Annotated in this window: 18 protein-coding genes; 13 read left to right on the top strand and 5 right to left on the bottom strand. The window is 71.0% G+C overall.

The annotated features are described in order from the left end of the window. Positions 1–32 precede the first annotated feature (32 nt). Genes ACP7BP_RS12925 through ACP7BP_RS12910 form a run of 4 tightly spaced genes read right to left on the bottom strand, consistent with a single transcriptional unit; the run spans position 33 to position 4,718 of the window. Positions 33–788, bottom strand: coding sequence for an MBL fold metallo-hydrolase (locus ACP7BP_RS12925; RefSeq protein ID WP_426245034.1), 756 nt, complete (start codon positions 786–788; stop codon positions 33–35). Beyond that, entirely contained in the window at positions 785–3,370 is a 2,586-nt protein-coding gene (gene acnA / locus ACP7BP_RS12920; RefSeq protein WP_426245033.1) for an aconitate hydratase AcnA, read from the bottom strand. The genes ACP7BP_RS12925 and acnA overlap by 4 nt, the downstream gene beginning before the upstream one ends. Beyond that, entirely contained in the window at positions 3,367–3,930 is a 564-nt protein-coding gene (locus tag ACP7BP_RS12915; RefSeq protein WP_426245032.1) for an SGNH/GDSL hydrolase family protein, read from the bottom strand. The genes acnA and ACP7BP_RS12915 overlap by 4 nt, the downstream gene beginning before the upstream one ends. A 2-nt stretch (positions 3,931–3,932) precedes the next feature. Further along, positions 3,933–4,718 (bottom strand): MurR/RpiR family transcriptional regulator, encoded by a 786-nt coding sequence (locus ACP7BP_RS12910; protein ID WP_426245030.1) that lies wholly within the window; start codon positions 4,716–4,718, stop codon positions 3,933–3,935. Positions 4,719–4,917: 199 nt separating this feature from the next. Here ACP7BP_RS12910 and ACP7BP_RS12905 point away from each other — a divergent pair, with 199 nt between their 5' ends. The 13 genes from ACP7BP_RS12905 to ACP7BP_RS12845 are packed head-to-tail and all read left to right on the top strand — an operon-like array spanning position 4,918 to position 19,165. After that, positions 4,918–6,048, top strand: coding sequence for a C45 family autoproteolytic acyltransferase/hydolase (locus ACP7BP_RS12905; protein ID WP_426245028.1), 1,131 nt, complete (start codon positions 4,918–4,920; stop codon positions 6,046–6,048). A 10-nt stretch (positions 6,049–6,058) separates the two neighbouring features. Beyond that, positions 6,059–7,702 (top strand): ABC transporter substrate-binding protein, encoded by a 1,644-nt coding sequence (locus tag ACP7BP_RS12900; RefSeq protein ID WP_426245026.1) that lies wholly within the window; start codon positions 6,059–6,061, stop codon positions 7,700–7,702. Then, a complete protein-coding gene (locus ACP7BP_RS12895; protein ID WP_426245025.1) occupies positions 7,702–8,652 on the top strand; it encodes an ABC transporter permease in 951 nt (316 codons plus the stop codon). Before ACP7BP_RS12900 ends, ACP7BP_RS12895 begins: the two co-directional genes overlap by 1 nt. Continuing rightward, a complete protein-coding gene (locus ACP7BP_RS12890) occupies positions 8,649–9,503 on the top strand; it encodes an ABC transporter permease (RefSeq protein ID WP_426245024.1) in 855 nt (284 codons plus the stop codon). Before ACP7BP_RS12895 ends, ACP7BP_RS12890 begins: the two co-directional genes overlap by 4 nt. Before the next feature lie 4 nt (positions 9,504–9,507). Next, entirely contained in the window at positions 9,508–10,341 is an 834-nt protein-coding gene (locus ACP7BP_RS12885; protein WP_426245023.1) for an ABC transporter ATP-binding protein, read from the top strand. After that, a complete protein-coding gene (locus tag ACP7BP_RS12880) occupies positions 10,338–11,177 on the top strand; it encodes an ABC transporter ATP-binding protein (RefSeq protein WP_426245022.1) in 840 nt (279 codons plus the stop codon). Before ACP7BP_RS12885 ends, ACP7BP_RS12880 begins: the two co-directional genes overlap by 4 nt. 49 nt (positions 11,178–11,226) lie before the next feature. Continuing rightward, positions 11,227–12,075 carry an alpha/beta hydrolase gene (locus tag ACP7BP_RS12875; protein ID WP_426245021.1) on the top strand — a complete coding sequence of 283 codons (849 nt, stop codon included), beginning with the start codon at positions 11,227–11,229 and terminating at the stop codon, positions 12,073–12,075. A gap of 2 nt (positions 12,076–12,077) precedes the next feature. Further along, a complete protein-coding gene (locus tag ACP7BP_RS12870) occupies positions 12,078–13,262 on the top strand; it encodes a CopD family protein (protein ID WP_426245437.1) in 1,185 nt (394 codons plus the stop codon). Beyond that, on the top strand, positions 13,259–14,206 hold the full coding sequence (locus ACP7BP_RS12865; protein ID WP_426245020.1) for an ornithine cyclodeaminase family protein: 948 nt from the start codon (positions 13,259–13,261) through the stop codon (positions 14,204–14,206). Before ACP7BP_RS12870 ends, ACP7BP_RS12865 begins: the two co-directional genes overlap by 4 nt. Before the next feature lie 8 nt (positions 14,207–14,214). Then, a complete protein-coding gene (locus ACP7BP_RS12860) occupies positions 14,215–16,587 on the top strand; it encodes an aminotransferase class III-fold pyridoxal phosphate-dependent enzyme (RefSeq protein ID WP_426245019.1) in 2,373 nt (790 codons plus the stop codon). A 32-nt stretch (positions 16,588–16,619) separates the two neighbouring features. Further along, positions 16,620–17,432, top strand: coding sequence for a pyrroline-5-carboxylate reductase (gene proC, locus ACP7BP_RS12855; protein WP_426245018.1), 813 nt, complete (start codon positions 16,620–16,622; stop codon positions 17,430–17,432). A gap of 3 nt (positions 17,433–17,435) precedes the next feature. Next, the gene (locus ACP7BP_RS12850) at positions 17,436–18,722 is read left to right on the top strand and encodes an aconitase X (protein WP_426245017.1); all 1,287 of its coding nucleotides are present in this window, start codon (positions 17,436–17,438) and stop codon (positions 18,720–18,722) included. After that, positions 18,719–19,165 carry an aconitase X swivel domain-containing protein gene (locus ACP7BP_RS12845; protein WP_426245016.1) on the top strand — a complete coding sequence of 149 codons (447 nt, stop codon included), beginning with the start codon at positions 18,719–18,721 and terminating at the stop codon, positions 19,163–19,165. The genes ACP7BP_RS12850 and ACP7BP_RS12845 overlap by 4 nt, the downstream gene beginning before the upstream one ends. An 18-nt stretch (positions 19,166–19,183) precedes the next feature. Here ACP7BP_RS12845 and ACP7BP_RS12840 read toward each other — a convergent pair whose 3' ends face one another. Further along, positions 19,184–22,390 carry an amidohydrolase family protein gene (locus ACP7BP_RS12840; protein ID WP_426245015.1) on the bottom strand — a complete coding sequence of 1,069 codons (3,207 nt, stop codon included), beginning with the start codon at positions 22,388–22,390 and terminating at the stop codon, positions 19,184–19,186. Positions 22,391–22,429: the final 39 nt, after the last annotated feature.

The following is a 22,429-nucleotide window of genomic DNA, read 5'->3' as shown; positions in this document are numbered from 1 at the left end:
CAATGCCACGTTCCAGCCGTCAGGTGCCGGCGTCACGTCGCGGGCCGGGGCGAGGTCGCGAGGTCGTCCGGGGACGCCGGCCGGCCTCGCACCCGGAAGACCAACGAGGTCGGCTCGACGAGATAGCCCGCGGGCCGGCCGTCGGCGACGCGGAACGCCCTGTCGTGCCCGGGCCACACCACGTCGGCCGTCGCGCCGACGAGGTCGATGGACTCCTCCGACAACCGCAGGTCGTGGTGCGCTGCCGCGCATCGCCGCGCGCCCATCGCGAACGCCGTCGAGACTGCGTCGCCAGTCAGCACGTGCAGTCCGTCCGACGCCTCCACCACGAGCCCGATCGATCCCGCGGTGTGCCCGGGGAGGTGCAGCACCCGGACGCCCGCGACCACCTGCTCGTCGGGCCGGACGGGGTGCGGGCGGGCCGCGGAGAGCAGGGAGGAGGTCCACGGGGGTACGCCGAGGTCGTCAGGGCCCGGCGACTCGGCGTACACGAGCTCGTCCGGGTGCATCAGGACCCGCGCTCGCGGGAAGAGGTCGACGTTCTGCACGTGGTCCCAGTGGGAGTGCGAGAGGACCACGGCATCGATGTCGCCGGGCGTCAGGCCCACGCGGTGCAGCTCGCGGATCAGCGCTCTCCGGCGGCCCGCGTGACCCGTGTCGAAGAGGATGCGGTGGGCCGGAGCCCCGGGAAGCACGGTCGTGACGAGCATGACCGAGCAGAACCCCAGGCTCCCCTCGTCGGAGCCCATCGAGCGCCCTAGCAGCAGCGGCTCGACGGTCGACGTCACGCGACCAGCAACCGGCGCAGGACGAACGGCAGGATGCCACCGTGCCGGAAGTAGTCGGCCTCGCGCCTCGTGTCGATGCGCGCGAGCGCCTCGAGCTCGACGTCCCGTCCACCGGCCCGGACCCGGACCAGCACCCGAGTCCCCGGTGTCAGTGCTCGCCGGACCCCGATGATGTCGATCGTGTCGATCTCACCCAGCGTCGCGAGAGCCGCCCCATCGACCAGCTCCAGCGGGAGCACGCCCATCTGCACGAGGTTGGAGCGGTGGATGCGCTCGAACGACTGCGCAAGGACCGCCTTCACCCCGAGCAGGGACGTCACCTTGGCCGCCCAGTCGCGAGACGACCCGGAGCCGTACTCCGTGCCGCCGATCACGACGAGGGGGGTGCGTGATCGGGCGAACGACTGCGCCGCCTCGTAGATCGGCACGACGGCGCCGTCGGCGTCCCGCGTCAGGCCGCCCGGGGCGTCGGGCACCAACCGGTTGCGCAGCCGCGGGTTGGAGAACCCTCCCCGGGTCATGACCTCGAAGTTGCCGCGGCGCGAGGCGTAGGTGTTGAGGTCCTTCGGTGCGACTCCGAGCGACGTCAGGTAGCGACCCGCGAGGCTCTCGACCGGGATGCGCCCGGCGGGGCTGATGTGATCGGTCGTGACGGAGTCGCCGAGGTGGGCGAGCACCCGGGCGCCCACGACGTCCTCGGTCTCGGGCACGTCGCGCCCGACGCCGTCGAGGAATGGTGGTCGTCTCACGTAGGTGGAGTCAGGGTGCCACCCGAACCGCGCTCCGGGCTCGCCGGACAGCGCCGCCCAGCGCTCGTCCCCCGTGAGCAGGTTCTCGTACGCCGCGGTGAACATCCCAGGCTGGAGAGAGCTCCGGATGACGTCACCGATCTCGGCGTCCGACGGCCAGATCTCCGACAGGTAGACCGGCACGCCGTCCGGTCCCTGGCCGAGGGGCTCGCTCGTCAGGTCACGGTCGACGGTCCCGGCCAGCGCGTAGGCCACGACGAGCGGCGGCGAGGCGAGGTAGTTGAGGCCCACGTCGTTGTTGATGCGACCGTCGAAGTTGCGGTTGCCGGACAGGACAGAGGCGACGACCGAGCCCTCGTGCACCGCCTGCGCGGCCACCGGCAGCAGCTGACCCGAGTTTCCGATGCAGGTCATGCACCCGTAGCCGACGGTCTGGAAGCCGAGGGCGTCCAGGTCCTCGTCGAGGCCCGCGCGGCCCAGGTAGCTCGTGACCGCCTTCGACCCGGGAGCCATGCTCGTCTTGACCCACGGCTGCGAGGTCAGGCCACGCCGGCGTGCGTTGCGCGCCAGCAGGCCGGCGGCCACCATCACCTCCGGGTTCGAGGTGTTGGTGCACGACGTGATCGAGGCGATCGCGACCGAGCCGTGCGGGATCGTCCTGGCTCTCGCAGGGGCCGCCGCGACCGCTTCCCGGAAGCTCGTCCGGACCTGCGGCAGGCTGACCCGGTCCTGCGGCCGACGCGGTCCGGCCAACGAGGGCTCCACGTCGTCGAGGACGATCGAGACGCGCTCGTCGTAGGCGGAGACGGAGCCGGGGTCGTGCCAGAGGAGCTGCTCCTTGCAGTACGTCTCGACCGCAGTGACGTGCTCGGGCGCGCGACCGGTCAGGCGGAGGTAGCCGAGCGTCGCCGCGTCGATCGGGAAGAGCCCGCTCGTCGCGCCGTACTCCGGCGCCATGTTGGCGATGGTGGTGCGCGTCTCGACGCTGAGGCCGGACAGGCCTGCTCCGAAGAACTCCACGATCTTGCCGACGACGCCGTGCGCCCGCAGCCGCTGGGTGACCGTGAGGACCAGGTCGGTGGCCGTGACCCCGGGCGACAGTGCGCCGACGAGCTCGACGCCCACGACCGGCGGCACGAGGATCGAGACCGGCAGGCCGAGCAGCGCCGACTCGGCCTCGACCCCACCGATGCCCCAGCCGAGCACGCCGAGGCCGTTGACCATCGTGGTGTGCGAGTCGGTGCCCAGGCAGGTGTCGGGGAAGGCCCAGCCGTCGCGGCGCTCGACCACGCGCGCCAGGCGCTCGACGTTGATCTGGTGCATGATCCCGCCGCCGGGCGGGATCACCGTCATGCCGTCCAGGTGTGAGCCCCACTTGAGGAACCGGTAGCGCTCCGCGTTGCGGGCGTACTCGATCTCGATGTTCCGCTCTCGGGCGTCAGCCCGCCCGGAGACGTCCGTCGACACCGAGTGGTCGACCGTCAGCTCACCGGGGACGACTGGGCTCACCTTCGTGCTGTCGCCGCCGGCACGCTCCACGGCGTCCCGGAGAGCCGCCAGGTCGGTCAGCAGGGGCACGCCGTTGGTGTCGTGCAGGAAGACCCGCGACGGCAGGAACGCGATCTCCCCGCGGTCCGAGCCGGGATCGAGCAACGCCTGGATCTGACCCGCCGTGACCGTCTCGCCGTCCTCGTGGCGCAGAAGGTTCTCGAGGATGATCCTGGTCGACATCGGCAGGCGCTCGAGGCCCGGCAGACCGGCCAGCCGGTGCACGTCGTACGCGATGCCCGCCAGTTCGAGGCGGCCTCGCGTGCCGAAGCTGTCGGCGGTCATGCCCGTCCCGTCGCGGCTCGCAGCCCGACCGTCATGGCGTCCGCGAGCGCCGGGACCACGAGGTCGTAGCTGCTGGACGTCAGGTGGAGGCCGTCGGCCTCGAGCGTCGGGACCCTCGTCACCCCCGCGAGGATCCGGTCGACCTCGACGCAGCCCTCGGTCTTGGCCCGGAGGACCTCCCGATAGCGGTCCAGGTCGGCGTTGCGTCGACGACCGAGCCCCGGGCGGTCGACCTCGAGGATCACCGGCGGCAGGAGGCCGACGACGTAGCTGTGGCTGAACGCCGCGAGGATCTCGGTGACGTGGTCGGCGAAGGCGTCGACCGGGACCTGCTTCCAGGGTGCGCAGTCGTTGCTGCCGAGGGACAGGACCATGAGGTCCGGCCGCAGCGGGGCAAGCGCCGGTGCGCGTCGGGCACAGTCAGCGCTGTTCCACCCGCCGGCTGCGCAGTTGAGGACCGTCGCCGGCACGCCGACGGCCTGCTCGAGTGCGTCGATCCGCGGCTTGGTGAAGCGCCCCAGCATGCTGTCGCCGTAGAGCACCACCGTCGAGGTCGTCATGCTCAGAACCCGAGCTGCTGACGGACCGTGGTGAGCGTGTGTGAGGCCTCCACCGTCCGCTCCACGTCGGAGGTCGCGACGCCCTGCGCGAGCGCATCGGCGAGGACCATCGTGGTCAGCGGCTCTCCGGTCAGGCCCGTGGGCGTATTGGGCGCGTGCAGGGTCACCGTGACGGCGTCGTCCAGCCGGCCGATGAGCTCGTCGGTGACCAGGATGGTCGTGGCGCCCACCGTCCGTGTGCGGTCGAGCAGGACCTCGACGTCCGTCAGCAGCCGGCCCGGGGTGAACAGCACGAGGACGTCTCCACGCTCGATGCCGAGCAGCTCGTCGGCCAGCCGGAAGCCCGATGCGTTCATGGATCGCGAGCGACGTCCCATCCGGCGGAGCTTGAGGGCGAGGTGGTCCGCGACCACGAACGAGGCGCCGAACCCGTACGTCGTGATCTCGCGCGCCTCCAGCATGAGGTGGACGGCCGCCTCGTAGCGCTCGAGGGAGAAGGTACGGCGCAGCAGCTCGATCCGGTCCATGGACTCGGTCGTGACCCGGTCCCACACCTTCTGCAAGTCACCACCGGTCGCCTCCATCCGTCGCCGGGTGCGCACCTCCGGAGGGATCGCCGTGCTGAACGGGCCCGCGACGAGCCCCTTGAGCTCCGCCAGACCCGAGTAGCCCAGGGCCTGCAGGGTCCGGATCACCGTGGCGTTGCTGGTGCGCGTCTCCGTCCCGAGGTCGGCGGCGGACATGTAGAGCAGGTGCTCCGGGGTGATCTCGGACAGTGACCGGCACACGTTGCGAGCCGCGGGCGAGAAGCCGTCCCAGTGCTCGCGGATCCTGGACCGCAGGTCGCTGATTCCACGATTTTTGTTCGTAGCATCTGTTACAACCGCGTCAGGCTGTGTATCGTCCACTCCACTCATGTAGCGAACACTACAAGATCAAGCCGTTCGTAACCAGCGTCTCGCCACCGAAGTCAGGAGCATCCCTTTCATGCCAACGCCCAGGGTCATCGAGATCTCGAGTCCGTCTGCGCTCGAGCGCGGCCTGCAGCACGGCAGCGCCGCCGCGGACCTGATCGCCCGGTCGATCGCGTACTACCGGGAGGCCTTCGCCTACCAGGCCGGCCTGAACTGGGAAGAGGCGCAGGCGCACGCCGCGGGCTGGCAGGAGCTCATCGCCCAGGAGTACCCCGAGATCCACGAGGAGATGGTGGGCATCGCCCGCGGCGCGGACGTCGCGCTCTCCGAGATCGTGGCCCTCAACTGCCGCGGCGAGATCATGTACGACAATTGGTTCGTGCGAGCCGGGACGGCCGATCCCCGGCGCGAGGAGATCGACGGCTGCACGTCCTTCTCGCTGAGCGACGAGGCCACGGGCGACCAGCACGTCTACGCCGGGCAGAACTGGGACTGGCGGCACGCGGTGCGCGACACCGTCGTCGTCCTGCGCATCGAGCAGCCGCCGAAGCCGACCCTGGTCATGCAGGTCGAGGCCGGCCAGGTGGGCCGGCACGGCGCCAACTCCGAGGGCATCGCCCTCAACGCCAACGGACTCGGCGGTCGGTTCGAGGACGTGATCGGCGTGCCCCAGACGGTCATCCGCCGTACCGTCCTGGACGCGGCCAACATCGCCGACGCCCTCAAGGTCCTGGTGCGCACCCAGGCTCACATCGCCAGCAACGCGCTGCTCACCCACCGTTCCGGGTTCTCGATCGACATCGAGACGACTCCCGGTGGCCACGGCTGGGAGTACGCCGTCGACGGCGTCCTGGTCCACGGCAACCACTACGAGGCATTCGTGCCCCCCCAGCTGGCCGCACACCACCGGCCGATGTCACCCGACTCGCTCCTACGCGTGCCACAAGCACGCAAGGGCCTGCGTCGAGCAGCGAACCCGGAGAAGTCCGTCGACGTCCGGACCGCCATCCACACCGCGATGGCGGACCACCTCGGCTTCCCGGACTCGCTGTGCGCCCACCCGGACGAGCGCCTGCCGGAGATCGACCAGTGGTCGACCACCCTCTCCAGCTGCGTCGACCTCTCGACCGGCGACTACTACCTCGCGTACGGGCCCCCGTGCGAGACCCCCTACGAGCTCATTCCGTTTAACCTCTATTCCTAGGAGCAACATCATGTCCGCATCGACCCCCAGACGCTGGCTCGCTGCCGGTGTCTCCGTCTGCGCGATGACCGCGCTCACTGCCGCCTGCAGCGCGTCGTCGCCCTCCGACAACGCAGCCGAGGCCAAGAAGTCCGTCAAGCTCGTCAACTCGACGCCCGCCGCGACCGGTCAGCTCGACCAGGCCACGTGGCTCATGTCCAAGGAGCCGGTGAGCCTGGACCTCGACAACGACGGGGCCAACTCCCAGACCGACCTGATCATGTCGAACGTCTGCGAGCGACTGAACAAGCTCGGCACCGACCTGACCCTCGGCCCCGGCCTGGCGTCGGAGTACGAGTGGACGACCCCGACCACCCTCGTCTTCACCCTCCGCGACGACGTCACCTTCCACAGCGGCGCGCCGATGACCGCCGACGACGTGGTCTGGAGCATGGAGCGGCACCGCAACGGCGACTCCGAGGGCGACGAGTTCGTCAACGTGACCGACATCGAGAAGACCGGCGACCACGAGGTGACGTTCACGCTCGGCCAGTCCGACGCCGTCTTCATCGAGTCTCTGGCCGGCGACGCCGGGGTGGTCTACGAGCGCAAGGCGCTCGAGGCCCAGGGCGACGACTTCGGCACCCCTTCCGGCAAGGACGCGTGCTCGGGGCCCTTCACCCTCGACTCGTGGAGCTCCGGGGAGAAGGTCGTGCTGACCAAGGCCGAGGACTACTGGGACGCCGACAAGGCCGCCAAGACCGACGAGCTCACCTTCAAGTGGGGCAGCGACGACGCGATCGTCAACTCCCTCGTCACCGGATCGGCGCAGGGCGCATACCTCGAGAACCTCGCCAGTGCCACTCGCCTGTCCGAGGGCGGCGCGACCACGGTGAGCCAGGGCCCCGACACCCGGGTCTGGAACCTGATGGCCACCGAGCGCGGCGGGCTCACCGACCCCAACCTCCGCAAGGCGCTCTCGCTCGCGCTCGACCGCGATGGCATCAACCGCGCCGCCTTCGCCGGGCTCGGACAGCCGTGGAAGGAGCCGGTCGGCTCCGGAGCGTGGGGCTACGAGCGCAGCACGTTCGAGACGGCGTACGACGACCTGGCCGGCTCTCCCGCCAAGCCGTCCGCCGACGACATCGCCGAGGCGAAGAAGCTCGTGGAGGCAGCCGGCACGACGAAGCCGATCGTCGTCGCCAGCGACAGCACCCCGGTCCGCAACGTGCTCGCCAACGCGGTCGTCGACGCCGCCAAGAAGATCGGGCTCGAGGCGAGCATCACGCAGATCCCGACCGTGCAGTACGGCGACTACTACTCCAGCCCGGAGGTGCGCCAGGAGGCCGACCTGTTCTCGGACGACTACTTCATCTCCAAGAACGACCCGGTCGGCTTCTACAAGAACGGCGCGTCGGACTCCGAGGTGCAGTGGCTGCTCAACGACCCGGCGTACGACCAGCTCGTCAAGGACGGCCGTGCGGCCCTCGACGACGGCGAGCGGGCCGACATCGCCATCGAGATGGCCACGATGTGGGCCGACCAGATGCCCTGGATCGCAGCGATCCAGAGCCCCAGCACCGTCGCGATGTCCTCGGAGGTGACGGGCGTGCCGGCCTCCGGCTCGTACCGCTACTACCCGTGGGCGGCCGACCTGGGCACGACGGGCGAGTGATGTTCGCGCTACTGCGGCGACTCGGCGCCCTGGTCCTGACCCTGGCCGTGAGCTCATTCGTGATCTTCGGGGGCATGTACGCCGCCCCCGGCGATCCGGTGACCTTCCTGATCGGCAACCCCGAGGACAGAACCCCGGAGCGGGTCGCCGCAGTACGCGCGCAGTACCACCTCGACGACTCGTTGATCCAGCAGTACCTGCTGTGGGCCAAGGACCTGCTGCACGGCGACCTGGGCTCGTCGTTCGTCTACCAGCAGCCCGTGGCCAACCTGCTGGGAACCAGGCTCCCGGTCACCATGACGCTGGTCGCCTACGCCGCGGTCCTCTTCATCGTGATCGGCGTCCTCCTCGGTGTCCTGTCCGCTCTGCGCCGGGGCACGGCGGTCGACTCCTTCATCACGGGCGCCACGACGTTCGCGACCTCGGTCCCCAACTTCGTCGTGGCCCTGGTGCTGGTGTCGGTCTTCGCGGTGGAGCTGCGCTGGTTCGAGGTGACGGGCTCGGGAGAAGGCTTCGTCGACCGGGTCTACCACCTGACCCTCCCGGCCGTCGCGCTCGCACTGGGCGCCCTGGCGGTGGTGAGTCGCGTGACGCGCCAGACCATGGTCGAGCAGCAGAGCCTCGAGCACGTCGACGTCGCCCGCAGCTTCGGCCTGTCGACCCGCAGGATCATCTGGCGCCACGTGCTGCGCAACTCGCTCGGCCCGGTCATCACGATGTGCGGCCTGATCATCGCCGGGATGCTCGCCGGCACCGTCGTCATCGAGTCCGTCTTCGGCCTCAACGGCGTCGGCAGCCTGTTGGTCGACGCGATCAACGCCCACGACTTCCCGGTCGTCCAGGCGATCCTCCTCTACATGGTGATCGCGTACATGGCCGTCACGACGTTGATCGACCTGCTCTATCCGCTGATCGACGCCCGCACCCTGGCTAGGAGCGACTCCGCATGAGCATCGACGCCGTAGCCGCACCGGTCCTGGCCGCCGCACCACGCCGCGGCCGCAACCGGATCTACTACCTGTGCCTGGCGATCCTCGGGATCGTCGTCACTGCCGCGGTCCTCGCGCCGTGGGTCTCGCCGTACGACCCGGCTGCCACCGACTTCAACGCGATCTGGCAGCCGCCGAGCCCCTCACACGTGCTGGGCACCGACCAGCTGGGACGCGACCTGCTCTCCCGCATCATCCACGGCGCGCGCCCCACCCTGCTCGGCTCGATGGCCCTGCTGGCCCTCGCCACGACGCTCGGCGTCCTGATCGGCGTCACCGCGGCGTGGCACCGGGGCTGGGTGGACGCCCTGCTCGCCCGCATCACCGACGTGATGTTCGCCTTCCCAGGGCTGCTGTTCGTGATCTTGGTGATCGCCGTCTTCGACAGCGGTGCCGTCACCGCGATCATCGGGATGGGCCTGGCCTACGCCCCTGCCATCGCGAAGTTCACCCGCGCCGTGGCGCTGGAGGAGATGGCGAGGCCCTATGTGGACTCCTACCGCCTGCAGGGCGTCGGCGGCTTCGTGCTGTGCGCGCGCTACCTGCTGCCCAACATGCTGCCGACGCTCGTCGGCTACCTCGTGGTGCTGTTCGGGGAGGGCCTGATGAGCCTGGCGTCGCTCAACTTCCTCGGCTTCGGCTCACAGCCGCCGAGCTCCGACTGGGGCCTCATGGTCGAGGAGAGCCGGGCCGGTGTCATCCAGGGCATCCTCGGCCCGGCCATCGTCCCCGGTCTCACGATCGCGATCGTCGTCGTGGCGACCAACGTGGTCGGCGTCAGGCTGTCCGACAAGCTCGCCGTCAGGAAGTAGGACCATGCTCCTCACCATCCGCGACCTCAGCCTCACCGTGCCGACGGCGAGCGGTCCGCGCCAGATCCTGCGCGACGTCTCGCTCCACGTCGCGACGGGCGAGACCGTCGGCCTCGTGGGCGAGTCGGGGTCGGGCAAGTCGACCACCGCGCGCGCCGCGCTACAGCTGGTCCCCGACGGGTCGGAGACCTCCGGCGCCATCACGGTGTGCGGCGTCGAGGTCTCCGACGAGAACCCGGCGAACATCCGGGACGTCCGCACGCACAAGGCGGCGATGATCTTCCAGGACCCGCGATCCGCGCTCAACCCGGTGCGCCGCATCGGCGACTCGGCGACCGAGCGCCTCGTCCACGTGCACGGCGTCCCCAAGGCCGAGGCACGCAGGCGCCTGGTCGAGCTGTTCGCGGAGGTCGGGCTCAGGGAGCCCGAGAAGCTGCTGCGGCAGTATCCGCACCAGCTCTCCGGCGGCATGCTGCAGCGCGTCGTGATCGCCTCCGCGCTGAGCACGGATCCGGACCTGCTGCTCGCCGACGAGGCGACGAGCGCGCTCGACGTCACGACCCAGGCCGAGGTGCTGGCCGTGCTGCGTCGCCTGCGGCGAGAGCGCGAGATGGGGGTCCTGTTCATCACGCACGACCTGCTCCTCGCCGCTGCCTACTGCGACCGGGTCTACGTCATGAAGGACGGGTCCGTCGTCGACGAGCAGCCCGCCGAGACGGTCTTCGTCAACCCGACCAACCCCTACACCCGGGCCCTCGCCGATGCGACACCGCGCCTGCCGGGGCGCACCGCCGCATCGCCGTCCACGGCCCGGCCGACGACGCGAGCAGGCCGATGACAGACGCACTCGTGGTGAGCGACCTCACCAAGACCTACCCCTCGACCCGCCGCGGGACGCCCGTCGCGGCGGCGAAGGGCATCAGCTTCTCGCTGCCCAAGGGCGGGTCGATGGGCCTGGTCGGCGAGTCCGGCTCGGGCAAGACGACGGTCTCCAGGATGATCGTCGGGCTCTCGCGGCCCGACGCCGGCACCGTCACGATCGACGGCCGCGACCGCGACCGCCAGTGGACCGCACGTGGCAAGAAGGCCAGGCTCGCCCGGGCGCGCGAGGCCCAGATGGTCTTTCAGGACCCGTACGGGTCGCTCGACCGCCGACTGACCGTCGAGGGGACCCTGCGTGACGTCCTCCGCCGGCACCGGCCGCACGTGTCGCGCGAGGAGGCCGAGGCGCGCATCGCCACCCTGCTGGACCGCGTCGGCCTCGACGCCACACTCCGGCTCTCCCGTCCGCACCAGCTCAGCGGCGGGCAGCGGCAGCGCGTTGCGATCGCCAAGGCGCTCGCCGTCGACCCAGCCGTCCTGGTCCTCGACGAGGCCGTCTCGGCCCTCGACGTCTCGGTCCAGGCGCAGATCCTGGTGCTGCTCAACGAGATCCGACAGGACTCCGGGGTGAGTCTCGTCTTCGTCAGCCACGACCTGGCGGTCGTCGCCGAGGTCACCGACCAGATCCTCGTCATGTACCAGGGCGAGGCGGTCGAGCAGGGCAGCACCGACGACGTTCTGCAGCGACCCACCCATCCCTACACCGAGATGCTCCTGTCGTCCGCTCCCGGGCCGGACTGGCAGCCCGAGCGCGTGGCAGAGCTGCGCGCGGCCTTCGCCCGGACGCACTGACCGTTCCACCCAGCACGCCCCCTTCCATCACGATGAAAGTGAGTCCAGCGTGACGGCTGCCGAGCCCGACGCCCCGACGTCCGCCTTCTACCAGCGCGGCGGTGTCCCCTTCACCGCCTCGCAGTACGACCAGAGACTCTCCTACTGTCTCTACGTCCCCCGCGACCTCGACATCGAGGATGCTCCGCTGGTGGTCGTGCAGCACGGCACGGCTCGTACCGCTGCGAAGTATCGCGACGACCTCAGGCCGTTCGCGGACGCGAACCGGGCAGTCATCCTCGCCCCTCTCTTCCCGGCGGGTCTCATCGACCCGAGCGACCTCCACAACTTCAAGTTCATCGAGTACGGCGGCATCCGCTTCGACGACGCCCTCCTGGCGATCGTCGACGAGGTCGCCGCCCGGTTCCCCGTGTCGGCCGACAGGTTCTACCTGCACGGGTTCTCCGGCGGCGGTCAGTTCGCACACCGCTTCTTCTACCTGCATCCCGATCGCCTCGCGGGCGTCTCGATCGGAGCGCCGGGCCGCATCACGCAACTCGACGACGCCCTCCCCTGGTGGCTGGGCACCCAGGACTTCGAGAAGCGATTCGGCCGACCAGCCGACATCGAGGCCATGCGCCGCGTGCCCGTGCAGATGGTCGTCGGAGCCGACGACATCGAGACCTGGGAGATCAACAACCCCGGTGAGTCGAACTGGATGGACGGCGTCGAGAAGACGGGCAGCACCCGGATCGAGCGCCTGCGGACCCTCGAGCGGAACTTCGCAGCGCACGGCATCGACGTCCGCTTCGACATGGTCCCGGGTGTCGCACACCGCGGGTCCCTCATCCTGCCGGCGGTGGAGCCGTTCTTCGCCGAGCTCATCTCAAACTCTCGCGACGGAGGAACCACCTCGTGACCATGACCGCTTCCATCATGCAGGCCGCCGTCGTGGAGGACTTCGTTCCACCACTGTGGCGAATCCTCACCAAGTTCGGCTTCTTCGCAGGCCTCGCGGCAGGTATGGGCCCCGCTGTCGTCCATCTCGCGGCACTGCGGCCCGCCCTGCGTGACGCGAACACCGACCCGCGCGACCGTGCCGTGCTCCGACGCCGGTCGGGGCTGGTCATGGCGTGGGGCGGCGTCGTCCTGCTCGCCTCGCTCTACCCCCAGCTGGCGAGCAAGACGACCCGGGCCACCGAGGGCATGCCGTACGGCGAGGGCCTCAAGCCCTCGGCGATCTGGGACTACCTGAGCGTCAGCAAGGCTGACGACGTGTGGATCGCACCCGGCATGCTGACGCTCCTGCAGTTCGTCATGTTCCTCATCTCCGCGCTGCTCCTCGTCGTGCTCTTCAGCCCGCGGGTGAGGGAGCGAATGGACCGCCTGGCCTTGATCTCGGCGGCCGTGCTCTTCGTCGCCCAGTGGGTCCTCGGCATCCCCGGGACGCTCGAGGGCCAGAACGCCGACACCTGGACCGCCAACGTCATGAGCCACACCCACCCGATCGCGGGGACGGCCTGGATCGGCGGCGTCGTGGCGCTCGCGCTCCTCGCCGCCGTCCGCGGGGCGCTGACGCCGGCGGCCGGGCTGGTCTGGGCCCAGGTGTGGAAGCGGTTCAGCCTGGTTGGAGAGATCTGCGTGGGTGCGGTGCTCGTGTCGGGTCTCTGGCTCGGCTGGAAGTCCGTCGGCGGTGTCTCCCAGCTCTGGGAGACGCCGTACGGCCGCGTCCTGCTGCTGAAGGTCCTGCTGGTGTTCACGATGATCGGCCTGGGGGCGTTCAACGAGTACGTGCTCCTCCCCCGCATCGCCCAGCTTCGAGCCGCGGGCGAGGATCGTCCCCTGTTCCGGGTGTGCCTGGACCACTTCCCGCGCGTCGTGCTCGTCGAGGCCGTGATGGGCCTGGCCGTGCTGGTGGTCATCCCGTTCCTGAACGGCTCTGCCCGCGAGCAGGCGGGCGGAGCCGCCGAACCGCCCGCGACGGGTGGCATCTTCACCGCCGTGTTCGTGCTGCTCGCGATCGTGATGATCTCGTTCTACGCCAACCTCAAGGTCCACGAGAGGCTCGAGCAGGGCAGGCCCGCCGACGAGCTCGTAGCGAGATGACCGGCCCCCGGGTCATCGACGCGGACGCCGTCCTGGCTGCTCTCACGCCCCGGGAGGCAGCCGGGGCGGTCGCGGAGGCCCTGCGGGCGGGGTTGGACACCACGGCCGATCCACCACGCTCCGTCGTGGACGTCGAGCGCGGCCAGATCCTCCTCATGCCGTCGCACCTGCTCGGCGCCGCCGGGGTCAAGATCGCGACGGTGGCCCCGGACAACCCGGCCGCGGGGCTGCCACGGATCCGGGCTACGTACGTCCTGCTCGACGCCGACACCCTCGCGGTCGCCGCCCTCATCGACGGCACGGCGCTGACCACGCTGCGGACGGCCGCGGTCTCGGTCGTCGGCATCGAGCCGGCCCTGAGACGGCACGCCCGACCAGTCGACGTGGTGGTGTTCGGCGCGGGACCTCAGGCGATCGCGCACGTCGAGGCCTTCGCGGACTGCCCCGGCATCACCCTGGGGGACGTGTCGCTCGTCGTACGGCGACCCGAGCGCGTCGACGACGCCGTGGCGAGCCGCTTCCGGGTGCTCGCGGCGGGATCGACCACGGTGGACGCGAAGCTGGAGGCCGCCCAGCTGGTGGTGTGCGCGACCAGCGCACGTGCGCCGTTGTTCGACTCCAGCCTGCTCGCCGACGACGTCTGCGTCGTCGCGGTCGGCTCCCACGAGCCGGACGCGCGGGAGCTCGACTCCGCGCTCATGTCCCGCGCCGAGGTCGTCGTCGAGGACGTCGCGACCGCGTTACGTGAGTCTGGGGACGTCGCCATGGCAGTGGCCGACGGCAGCCTGAGCGGGCGTGACCTGGTGCCCATGGCGAGCGTCGTACGCGGCGAGCACCTGCTCGACCTCGGGCGCCCCACCGTCTTCAAGAGCTCGGGAATGTCGTGGCAGGACCTCGTCGTCGCGCAGGCCGTCGTCGCGTCCGGGTCGGAGCGTGTCGGATGATGGGCGCTATGACCGGCCCTCAGACCGGCCCTCAGACCGGCCCAGTGACCGGCCCAGCACCACAGCCGTCGGCGACGATCCTCGTCGAGCCCGCGCCGGCGGTGGACGAGGACTGGGCCCGAGACGCCCTCCTCGCGGAGTTCGGGATCGAGGCCACCGTGAGTCCGCTCGTCAGCGAGCGCGACCGGAACTTCCTCGCGCGCACCGCCGACGGTGACGCCTTCGTGGTGAAGGTGTCCAACTCGGCCGAGGACCCGGACGTCGTGACGATGGAGAACGACGCCATGCAGCACGTGGCCACGACCGCTCCTGACCTGCCGGTGCCGCGGCTGCTGGCGCGGCCGTCCGACCAGGCGACCGCGGTCGTCGTAGAGGCCCCGGACGAACGCCGTCACCTGATGCGGGTCGTGACCGTGCTGCCGGGGGCGTCCGTCGCCCACCCGCTCCCCGCTCGGTTCGCAGCCGAGCTCGGGGCCTCCTGCGCGAGGCTCGCGAACGCCCTGCGCGGGTTCTTCCACCCGGCGGCCGGCCGCAAGATCGAGTGGGACCCGCGCCGGATCGCGATGCTGCGGCCCCACGTGAGCGCTCTCCACCCCGAGCGTCGGCAGCAGATCACCCGCTTCCTCGATCGCCTCGACGGGCTGCCGGGGCTGACGGAGTCGCTGCCCGGCTGGCCGTTGCACGCCGACGTCACGCTGAGCAACGTGCTGGCCTCCCCCGACGGCACCGTCACCGGGCTGATCGACTTCGGCGACCTGCACCACACCGCCCGGGTCTGTGACCTGGCCATCGCCCTGGCCTCGCTGCTGCGCGAGGCGGAGGATCCCTGGACCGCGAGCGCGGAGTTCCTCACCGGCTACCAGCGCCACGCCCCGTTGGAGCCGGCAGAGGCCAAGGTGATCGGCGAGCTCGTCCTAGCGCGCCTGGTCGCGACCGTGCTCATCTCCGCCTGGCGCTCCGACCTCCACACCGACAACGTCGCGTACGTCAGTGAGAACGACGAGGGCAGCTGGCGCATGCTCGACCGGCTCACGGGCATCTCGCCCGAGGACCTGTCCCTCCGCTTCCAGCGGATGTGCGGCACGTCCCGTGTCGCGGCCGCGCAACGGTCGTCGAGCGGGCTCCTCGAACGGCGGCGCTCCAGGCTGGGCGGAAGGCTGTCGCCCCTCTTCTACCGGGAGCCGCTGCACGTCGTACGAGGCGATGGCCCGTGGCTCACCACCGCGGACGGGCGCCGATACCTCGACGCCTACAACAACGTGCCGGTGGTCGGACACGCGCATCCCGCAGTCGCCCAGGCGATGGCGCGGCAGATGGCGACGCTCAACGTGCACTCCCGCTACCTGCACGAGAACGTCGTCGAGCTCGCCGAGCGCATCGTCGCGACCATGCCGCCCGGCCTCGACACGTGCGTGTTCGTCAACTCCGGCAGCGAGGCGAACGACCTCGCGTGGCGGATGGCCACCGAGTACACCGGTCACCGGGGCGCCATCGTCTCGGACTGGGCCTACCACGGGGTGACCGAGCCGACCGCGGCGATGTCGTCGAACACCTGGCCCGAGGGCCATCGGCCCGACCACGTCGCGACGTTCGCATCGCCGTACGCACTAGCCGAGGGGACCGCCCCCGGCGCGGCCGAGGCAGCCGCGCGCATGGCCGTGGCGGTCGAGGACCTCGGTCATCGGGGGCTGGCGATGACAGCGATCGACTCGATGTTCGTCAGCCCCGGAGTGCTCGAGCCCAGCGACGACTTCGTCGCCGAGCTCGTCGCGCACACCCGACGTGCGGGCGGGCTGTTCCTCGCCGACGAGGTGCAGGCAGGCTACGGCCGCGGCGGGACGAACCTGTGGCGCTTCGCGGACTTCGGTGTCCTCCCCGACTTCGTGACCCTCGGCAAGCCGATGGGCAACGGCCACCCCATCGCCGCCCTGGTCACTCGACGCGAGATCGCCGACCGGTTCACCCAGGTCGACGAGTACTTCTCCACCTTCGGCGGCAACCCGGTCTCCTGCGCGGCTGCGCTGACCGTCCTGGACATCATCGAGGAGGGCCGGCTGCCTGCCCGGGCGACCGAGGTCGGGGCGCACCTGCGTCGGGGCGTCGAGACGCTCGCGGATCGGCACCCCGACCTGGTGGGCGAGGTGCGGGGCCACGGGCTGATCGCCGGGATCGACGTCCGCGACACCGAGCACAGCCGGGGCGCGGCGTGGCTGGCCGAGCGGATGCGTGAGAACGGCGTGCTCGTCAGCACCACCGGCCGCGGCGACGGTGTGCTGAAGGTGCGGCCTCCCCTGGTGTGGGACCTCGGCCACGTCGCCGTGTTCCTGGAGGCGCTCGACCGTGCCCTGAACCGAGGCCCCGAAGGGGCGGCGTACCCGTGACCCGACCCACGAATCCGAGACAGGTTGAGCAGATGACCCAGAGATTCGCCGTGCTGGGCGCGGGCGTGATCGGCGAGACCATGGTGTCCTCGATCCTGCGTGCGGGCCATCCGGCCACCGCGCTGGTCGTCAGCGAGAGGCATCCGGAGCGGGCTGCTGAGCTGCGGCAGGAGTACGGCGTCGCCGTGACCTGCAACAACCCGGAGGCCGTCAGGGGTGCCACCGTCATCCTGCTCGCGGTGAAGCCCGCCGACGTCTGGTCGTTGCTGGTCGAGATCAGCGTCGACGTCGAGCCAGGGGCCACGGTCGTCTCGCTGGTGTCCGGCGTGGGCACCGCGACGATGGAGGCGGCTCTCCCCCGCGGCGTCGCGGTCGTGCGCGTCATGCCCAACACCCCGGCCATCGTGGGCGCCGGCATGTTCGGCGTCTCACCGGGCTCCGACGTCAGCGCCGAGCAGCTGGCCCAGGTCGTGTCGCTGCTCGAGACCGGCGGCCGGGTAGCGGTCGTCGACGAGAGCCTCCAGGACGGGGTCACCGCGGTCTCGGGCTCCGGGCCGGCCTATGTCTTCTACCTGGCCGAGGCGATGATCGCCGCCGGCGTCGCGACCGGCCTCAGCGCCGATGTCGCGCTCCTCCTGACCCAGCAGACCCTCGTGGGTGCGGCCAGGCTGCTCGACGACGCGGACGACACCCCTCAGGAGCTCCGGCGCCGGGTGACGTCACCGAACGGCACGACGGCCGCTGCCGTGGCCGTCTTCGACGAGCGCGGCGTCAAGGATGCCCTGGTCGCGGGCATGCTGGCCAGCGCCGCCAGGTCGGCAGAGCTGTCCGAGCCGGGAGCCTGAGCCGTGCTGTCGGCGCTCGACGATCCCGTCCTCGACGACGAGGAACGCGCCATGCTCGAGGGCGAGCACGGCCAGGGGGTGGCACTGGCGATGCGGGTCGTCGTCGGTCTGGCCCGCGTCCTGGGCGCACGCAGGCTCGTCGCGGTCGAGTCCGTCCACGTGGACGGCTGCCTCTTCCACGGGATGGCCGGCGTCGACTTCGTCCAGCGCCTCAACGACCTGGGCGCGTCGGTGCGCGTCCCCACGACGCTGAACGTCGGGTCCCTCGACCTGCTCCATCCGGAGCTCGTGAACGCCGACCAGGAGCTCCGCGACCTCGCCGGCCGGCTGATGGCCGGCTACGTGTCGCTCGGTGCGACGCCCACCTGGACGTGCGCGCCGTACCAGCTCCCGGACCGGCCCTCCGCAGGAACCCACATCGCCTGGGCGGAGTCCAACGCCATCGTCTTCGCCAACTCGGTGCTCGGCGCGAGGACCGATCGGTACGGCGACTTCCTCGACATCTGCGCGGGCGTCACGGGCCGCGCGCCGTACGCAGGCCTCCACCTCGATGAGAACAGAGCGGCCGGCATCGTCTTCGACTTCTCCGAGCTCCCCGCCGAGACACTCGGCAGCGATGCGGTGTGGGGCGCCCTCGGCTACATCGTCGGCATGCGCAGCGGCGGTCTCGTGCCGGCGGTCGTCGGTCTCGCGGCCGTTCCCGACGAGGACGACCTCAAGTCGTTCGGCGCCGCCGCGGCGTCCAGCGGTGGGGTCGGGCTCTTCCACGTGGTGGGCGTGACGCCCGAGGCTCCCACCATCGAGGACGTCGTACCGCGGTCGCGTGCCCGGCCGGGGACCGTAGTCACCATGGCCGAGCTGCGCTCGGCCCGCGACCGGCTGACCTCGGCGGACGGGACGCGCCTGGACGCCGTCAGCATCGGGACACCGCACCTCTCCCTCGCCGAGTTCCGGACCCTGGCCGACACGATCGAGGCCGTGGGCCGGGTCCATCCCGACGTGGAGTTCTGGGTGAACACCGGCCGAGGCACCCTCGCGGAGGCCGAGCGGCTGGGCATCGCCCAGACCTGCCGCGATGCCGGTGTGCGCGTGCTCGTCGACACGTGCACCTACGTCACGTCGGTGCTGAAGTTCACCTCGCGCGCGGTCATGACCAACTCCGCGAAGTGGGCCTGGTACGCCCCGTCGAACCTGGGCGTCCAGGTCGTCTTCGGGAGCCTGGAGGACTGCGTGCGCTCGGCGCACGCAGGACGGGTCACCCGGGACGCCACGATCTGGGGAGACTCATGAAGGGCGTGTCGCTCCAACCGGGCAGCGCCGCCGGCGAGCTGCTGGTCCTGGAGGAGCCGCTGTCGTTCTGGGGAGGGACCGACCTCGCGACCGGCACGGTGGTCGATGCGCACCACCCGCAGCTCGGGCTCGCCCTCACGGGACGGGTCGTCGCCATGGCGGCGAGTCGCGGCTCCAGCTCCAGCTCGTCGGTGCTCGCCGAGCAGATCCGGCTGGGCGTCGGACCGGCCGCGCTGCTGCTGCGCTCCCCGGACGCCATCGTGAGCCTCGGGGCGATGATCGCGGCCGAGCTCTACGACCGCGAGACCCCCGTCGTGCTGCTCGAACCGGGCGACTTCGATCGCCTGCCGGGCCACCCGGGCCTCGCCCTCGTCGATGCCGGACCCCGCGACGCACTCGTCGCGTTGGCACACCCGCACCGGGCCGCCGACCTCGACCGCTGACCAGCGGAGCATTGGTGCCTACCGCTCGGACGACGACGCCTCGCCTCCCCACTCCCCCTGGTGCTCCAGGGCCTCGTAGGCGTCGCAGGAGTGGGCGTACTGCTCGGCCACCACGTCGGGGTCGTGCCACCAGTAGCGCTGCGCCACCGCCGGGTCGACCCGACCGGTGACCTGTCGTGCGGGCGCGGGACCCTGCGCGGCCTCGGTCAGCGCCTTCGCCGACCCGGTGAAGGGCTTCACCAGCTCGCGCTGGGTGTAGAGCCTCCCGCCCACCATCGTCTTCGAGACCCGAGCAGCAGCGTCGATGTCGGCCAGCGGGTTGCCGCGGACCGCGATCAGGTCGGCGACCTTGCCCGGCCTCAGCGTGCCCACGTCGTCCGAGACGCCGAGATAGCGTGCCGGCGTCACGATCGCGGCGCGGAGCGCGGCGTACGGCGTCCACCCGTAGCCCACCATCTCCTGCATGTTGGCGTGCACCCCGATGGCCACGTTGTCCAGCGGGGAGTCGGTCCCGACCAGCACCTGCCCCCCGGCCTTCGAGATCCGCTCCAGGGTGCGCACCTCCTTGCACGCGGCCGAGGCGCACTGCGGGTCCTGCGGGTCGGCGGCGTGCTCGCCGACGTCCTCGAGCAGCGCGGAGCGCTTCCACGGGGGCAGCAGCCGGAGCCGCCGGTCACCCGCGAACTCGTCCTTGGTGAGGAAGTCGGTGGTGAAGAGGGTGGTGGTCACCGTGCGGTTGCCCCGGCCGTAGAGCGCCGGGACGTCGGCGTAGCTGTTGCCCGTCGCGGTGATGGTGCGGGCGTAGCCCAGCCGCTGGGTCGCGGCCAGGTGGGTGGTGCCGTCCTGCCCCACGAGCGCGCCCGGCGAGAGGTAGTGCGAGGACGACGGGACCCCCAGCCGGTGTGCGGCGTCGACGACCATCCGCATCCGCGAGGCCTGCAGCCGCACGTAGCTCTTGACGAAGTCGTAGTCGAGCTTGCGGGCGCGCGTCAGCTCGCGGGCGACCTGGGCGTCGGTGTAGGTCGGGCGCATGAAGTTGTAGTAGACGCGGGAGCCGTCGATCGGCTCGCCGGTGGCGTAGAACCGGGGCCCGACCCGCTCGCCGGCCCGCAGCGAGTCGCGGTCCTCCATGGCGCGGTAGACCTGGTCACCGACCGAGAGCGTCGAGGTGATGCCCCACGCCAGGCTCACCCGTCCCTGCCGGTCGCCGAAGAAGCGCGACTCGTAGGCCTGATGCACGTGGGAGTCCATCAGCCCCGGCATCACGGTCAGCCCGGATGCGTCCACCACCCTGCCGCCGCCGACGTGCCGACGGTGGGGTGTGATGCTTCGGATCCGGTTGCCGACGACCGTGATGTCCACGTTGCGGCGCAGCTTGTTGGCGGCTCCGTCCCAGAAGCGCCCGGCGTGGATCACCTTGCGGCCCTGCTGGACCTGCGGCCGGTAGCCGAGCCGCACCGGCACGGTGCGGGCCTTGCCGCTGCCGACGTTCGCCAGCCGCAGCCTGCCCTGCGAGAGGTAGAGCAGCCGACGGGAGTCCCCGCTCCACGACGGGGCGTCGGCGACCTCGCTGTTGACCTGGCGTACGGCGCCCGTCGGCGTGCCGGCCGAGTCGACCGGCATCACCTGCAGCGCGGAGTTGGCGACGAAGGCGAGCGACCTGCCGTCGGGAGACCACACGGGCCCGTCGTCGCCGCGGGTCGAGAGCGAGTCGCGCCGGTCACCCGGGGCCTGGTAGGTCTGCCTCCCCGTGGCCACGTCGACGGTCAGGATGTGGCTGACTCCCTCTCGGAAGCGCTGCGAGTAGGGCCGCACCGCGGCGAACGCGACGGTCGAGGAGTCGGCGGACCAGGTCGGGCGGCCGGGGCCGAACAGCGACGACACCAGCTCGCGCACCGCGCCGCTGGCGAGGTCGAGCACGTACGTCGCACCGGTCTGGTCCTGGAAGGCCATCGACCGGCCGTCGGGCGACCACGAGGCGGCGACCTCGGCGGAGTCGAGGGCGGTGACCCGCCGCTCCTTGCCGCTCTTCAGGGTGCGGACGAAGATGTCCTCGGTGCCCTTGCGGTCACTGCTGTAGGCGAGCCGCTTGCCGTCGGGCGAGAAGACCGGGTCGACCTCCTGGTAGGAGTCGTCGGTCAGCCGCTTCGGCTTGCGGCCGATCTTCATCAGCCAGAGGTCGTTGAGGGCGACGAAGGCGATCCGCTTGCCGTTGGGCGAGAGCTGCGGCGTGAGGACGCCGGTGACCTTGCGGTGGCGGCGGTCGTCGAAGTCGTGGTCCTTCTTGTCGTAGCTGCCGCCGCGCAGCTGGACGTCGGCCGTGAAGGGGATCTCGCTGGTCGTCCCCCCGGTGACCGCCCGCGTGCGGATGCCGCCGTCGGCGGTGTAGAGCAGCCGGTCGTCGGCGATCCACTCGGGGGTGAACATGAAGACGTCCTCGCCCGAGGTGACGGCCCGGTCGCCCACCTTCAGGTCGGAACGGGTGCCCTGCTGCTCGACGTACGCCACCCGGGTGCCGTCCGGGGCGACGGCCGGGGAGTGCAGCGTGACCGTGGCGTCGGCGGGCCTCGGCACGAGCACCTGGCTGGTGCCGTCGCGGCCCGTGCTCGAGATCTGGTTGCCATCCACGAAGACGACGCGGGAGCCGTCGGGCGTCCACGAGGGCTCGAACTCCTGCCCGGTGCCGGAGGTCCAGCGGGTGAGGGCGCCCGTGGCCACCTCGACGCTCCAGATGTCGTAGCTGCCCTCGCGGTCGGAGGAGAACACCACGTGCCGGCCGTCGGGCGACCAGCGCGGTTCACGGTCGTCGTACCCGCCGGTGGTCAGCTGGGTGAGGTTGCCGCCCGCCGGGTCGGAGGCCCAGATGTGGAAGCGACCGTCGCGGTAGGACTGGAACACGATCTGGCCGTCGGGCCCCACGTCGGGACGCGCGACCTCGTCGGTCGGCTCGGTCAGGCGGCTGGCGGCACCACCCGACGCCGGGACGCGGTAGAGCATGCCGTGCAGGTCGACGACGACGGACCCGTCCGGCGCCTGCGCCGCGGTGAGGTTGGTCGCCTCGGACAGGGTCACGGTGACCTCACGTGGCTGCGTCGACCGCGACGGCGCGGGCTCGGCCAAGGCTGTGGGAGCGTTCGAGGCGGCCAGCGCGAGGCCGGTCGTCGTGGCGACGATGGTGGTCAGGGCCGCGCGGAGCCGCGCCTGCCCGATGCGTCCCGAGGGCATCTGGATCCTCCTGGCTGTGACGATGTCTGTCGCCACAGT

It is taken from the genome of Nocardioides sp. LHG3406-4, from assembly GCF_049897745.1.
GTDB lineage: Bacteria > Actinomycetota > Actinomycetes > Propionibacteriales > Nocardioidaceae > Nocardioides.
This window is presented reverse-complemented; position numbering and strand designations above follow the sequence as displayed.

Bases quoted from the DNA above. Each gene is read 5' to 3' on its own strand.
- acnA (WP_426245033.1), bottom strand. From the start codon at position 3,370: ATGACCGCCGACAGCTTCGGCACGCGAGGCCGCCTCGAACTGGCGGGC.
- ACP7BP_RS12860 (WP_426245019.1), top strand. From the start codon at position 14,215: ATGACCGGCCCTCAGACCGGCCCTCAGACCGGCCCAGTGACCGGCCCA.
- ACP7BP_RS12870 (WP_426245437.1), top strand. From the start codon at position 12,078: ATGACCGCTTCCATCATGCAGGCCGCCGTCGTGGAGGACTTCGTTCCA.
- proC (WP_426245018.1), top strand. From the start codon at position 16,620: ATGACCCAGAGATTCGCCGTGCTGGGCGCGGGCGTGATCGGCGAGACC.
- ACP7BP_RS12915 (WP_426245032.1), bottom strand. From the start codon at position 3,930: ATGACGACCTCGACGGTGGTGCTCTACGGCGACAGCATGCTGGGGCGC.
- ACP7BP_RS12880 (WP_426245022.1), top strand. From the start codon at position 10,338: ATGACAGACGCACTCGTGGTGAGCGACCTCACCAAGACCTACCCCTCG.
- ACP7BP_RS12900 (WP_426245026.1), top strand. From the start codon at position 6,059: ATGTCCGCATCGACCCCCAGACGCTGGCTCGCTGCCGGTGTCTCCGTC.
- ACP7BP_RS12905 (WP_426245028.1), top strand. From the start codon at position 4,918: ATGCCAACGCCCAGGGTCATCGAGATCTCGAGTCCGTCTGCGCTCGAG.
- ACP7BP_RS12840 (WP_426245015.1), bottom strand. From the start codon at position 22,390: ATGCCCTCGGGACGCATCGGGCAGGCGCGGCTCCGCGCGGCCCTGACC.
- ACP7BP_RS12865 (WP_426245020.1), top strand. From the start codon at position 13,259: ATGACCGGCCCCCGGGTCATCGACGCGGACGCCGTCCTGGCTGCTCTC.
- ACP7BP_RS12895 (WP_426245025.1), top strand. From the start codon at position 7,702: ATGTTCGCGCTACTGCGGCGACTCGGCGCCCTGGTCCTGACCCTGGCC.
- ACP7BP_RS12890 (WP_426245024.1), top strand. From the start codon at position 8,649: ATGAGCATCGACGCCGTAGCCGCACCGGTCCTGGCCGCCGCACCACGC.
- ACP7BP_RS12845 (WP_426245016.1), top strand. From the start codon at position 18,719: ATGAAGGGCGTGTCGCTCCAACCGGGCAGCGCCGCCGGCGAGCTGCTG.
- ACP7BP_RS12885 (WP_426245023.1), top strand. From the start codon at position 9,508: ATGCTCCTCACCATCCGCGACCTCAGCCTCACCGTGCCGACGGCGAGC.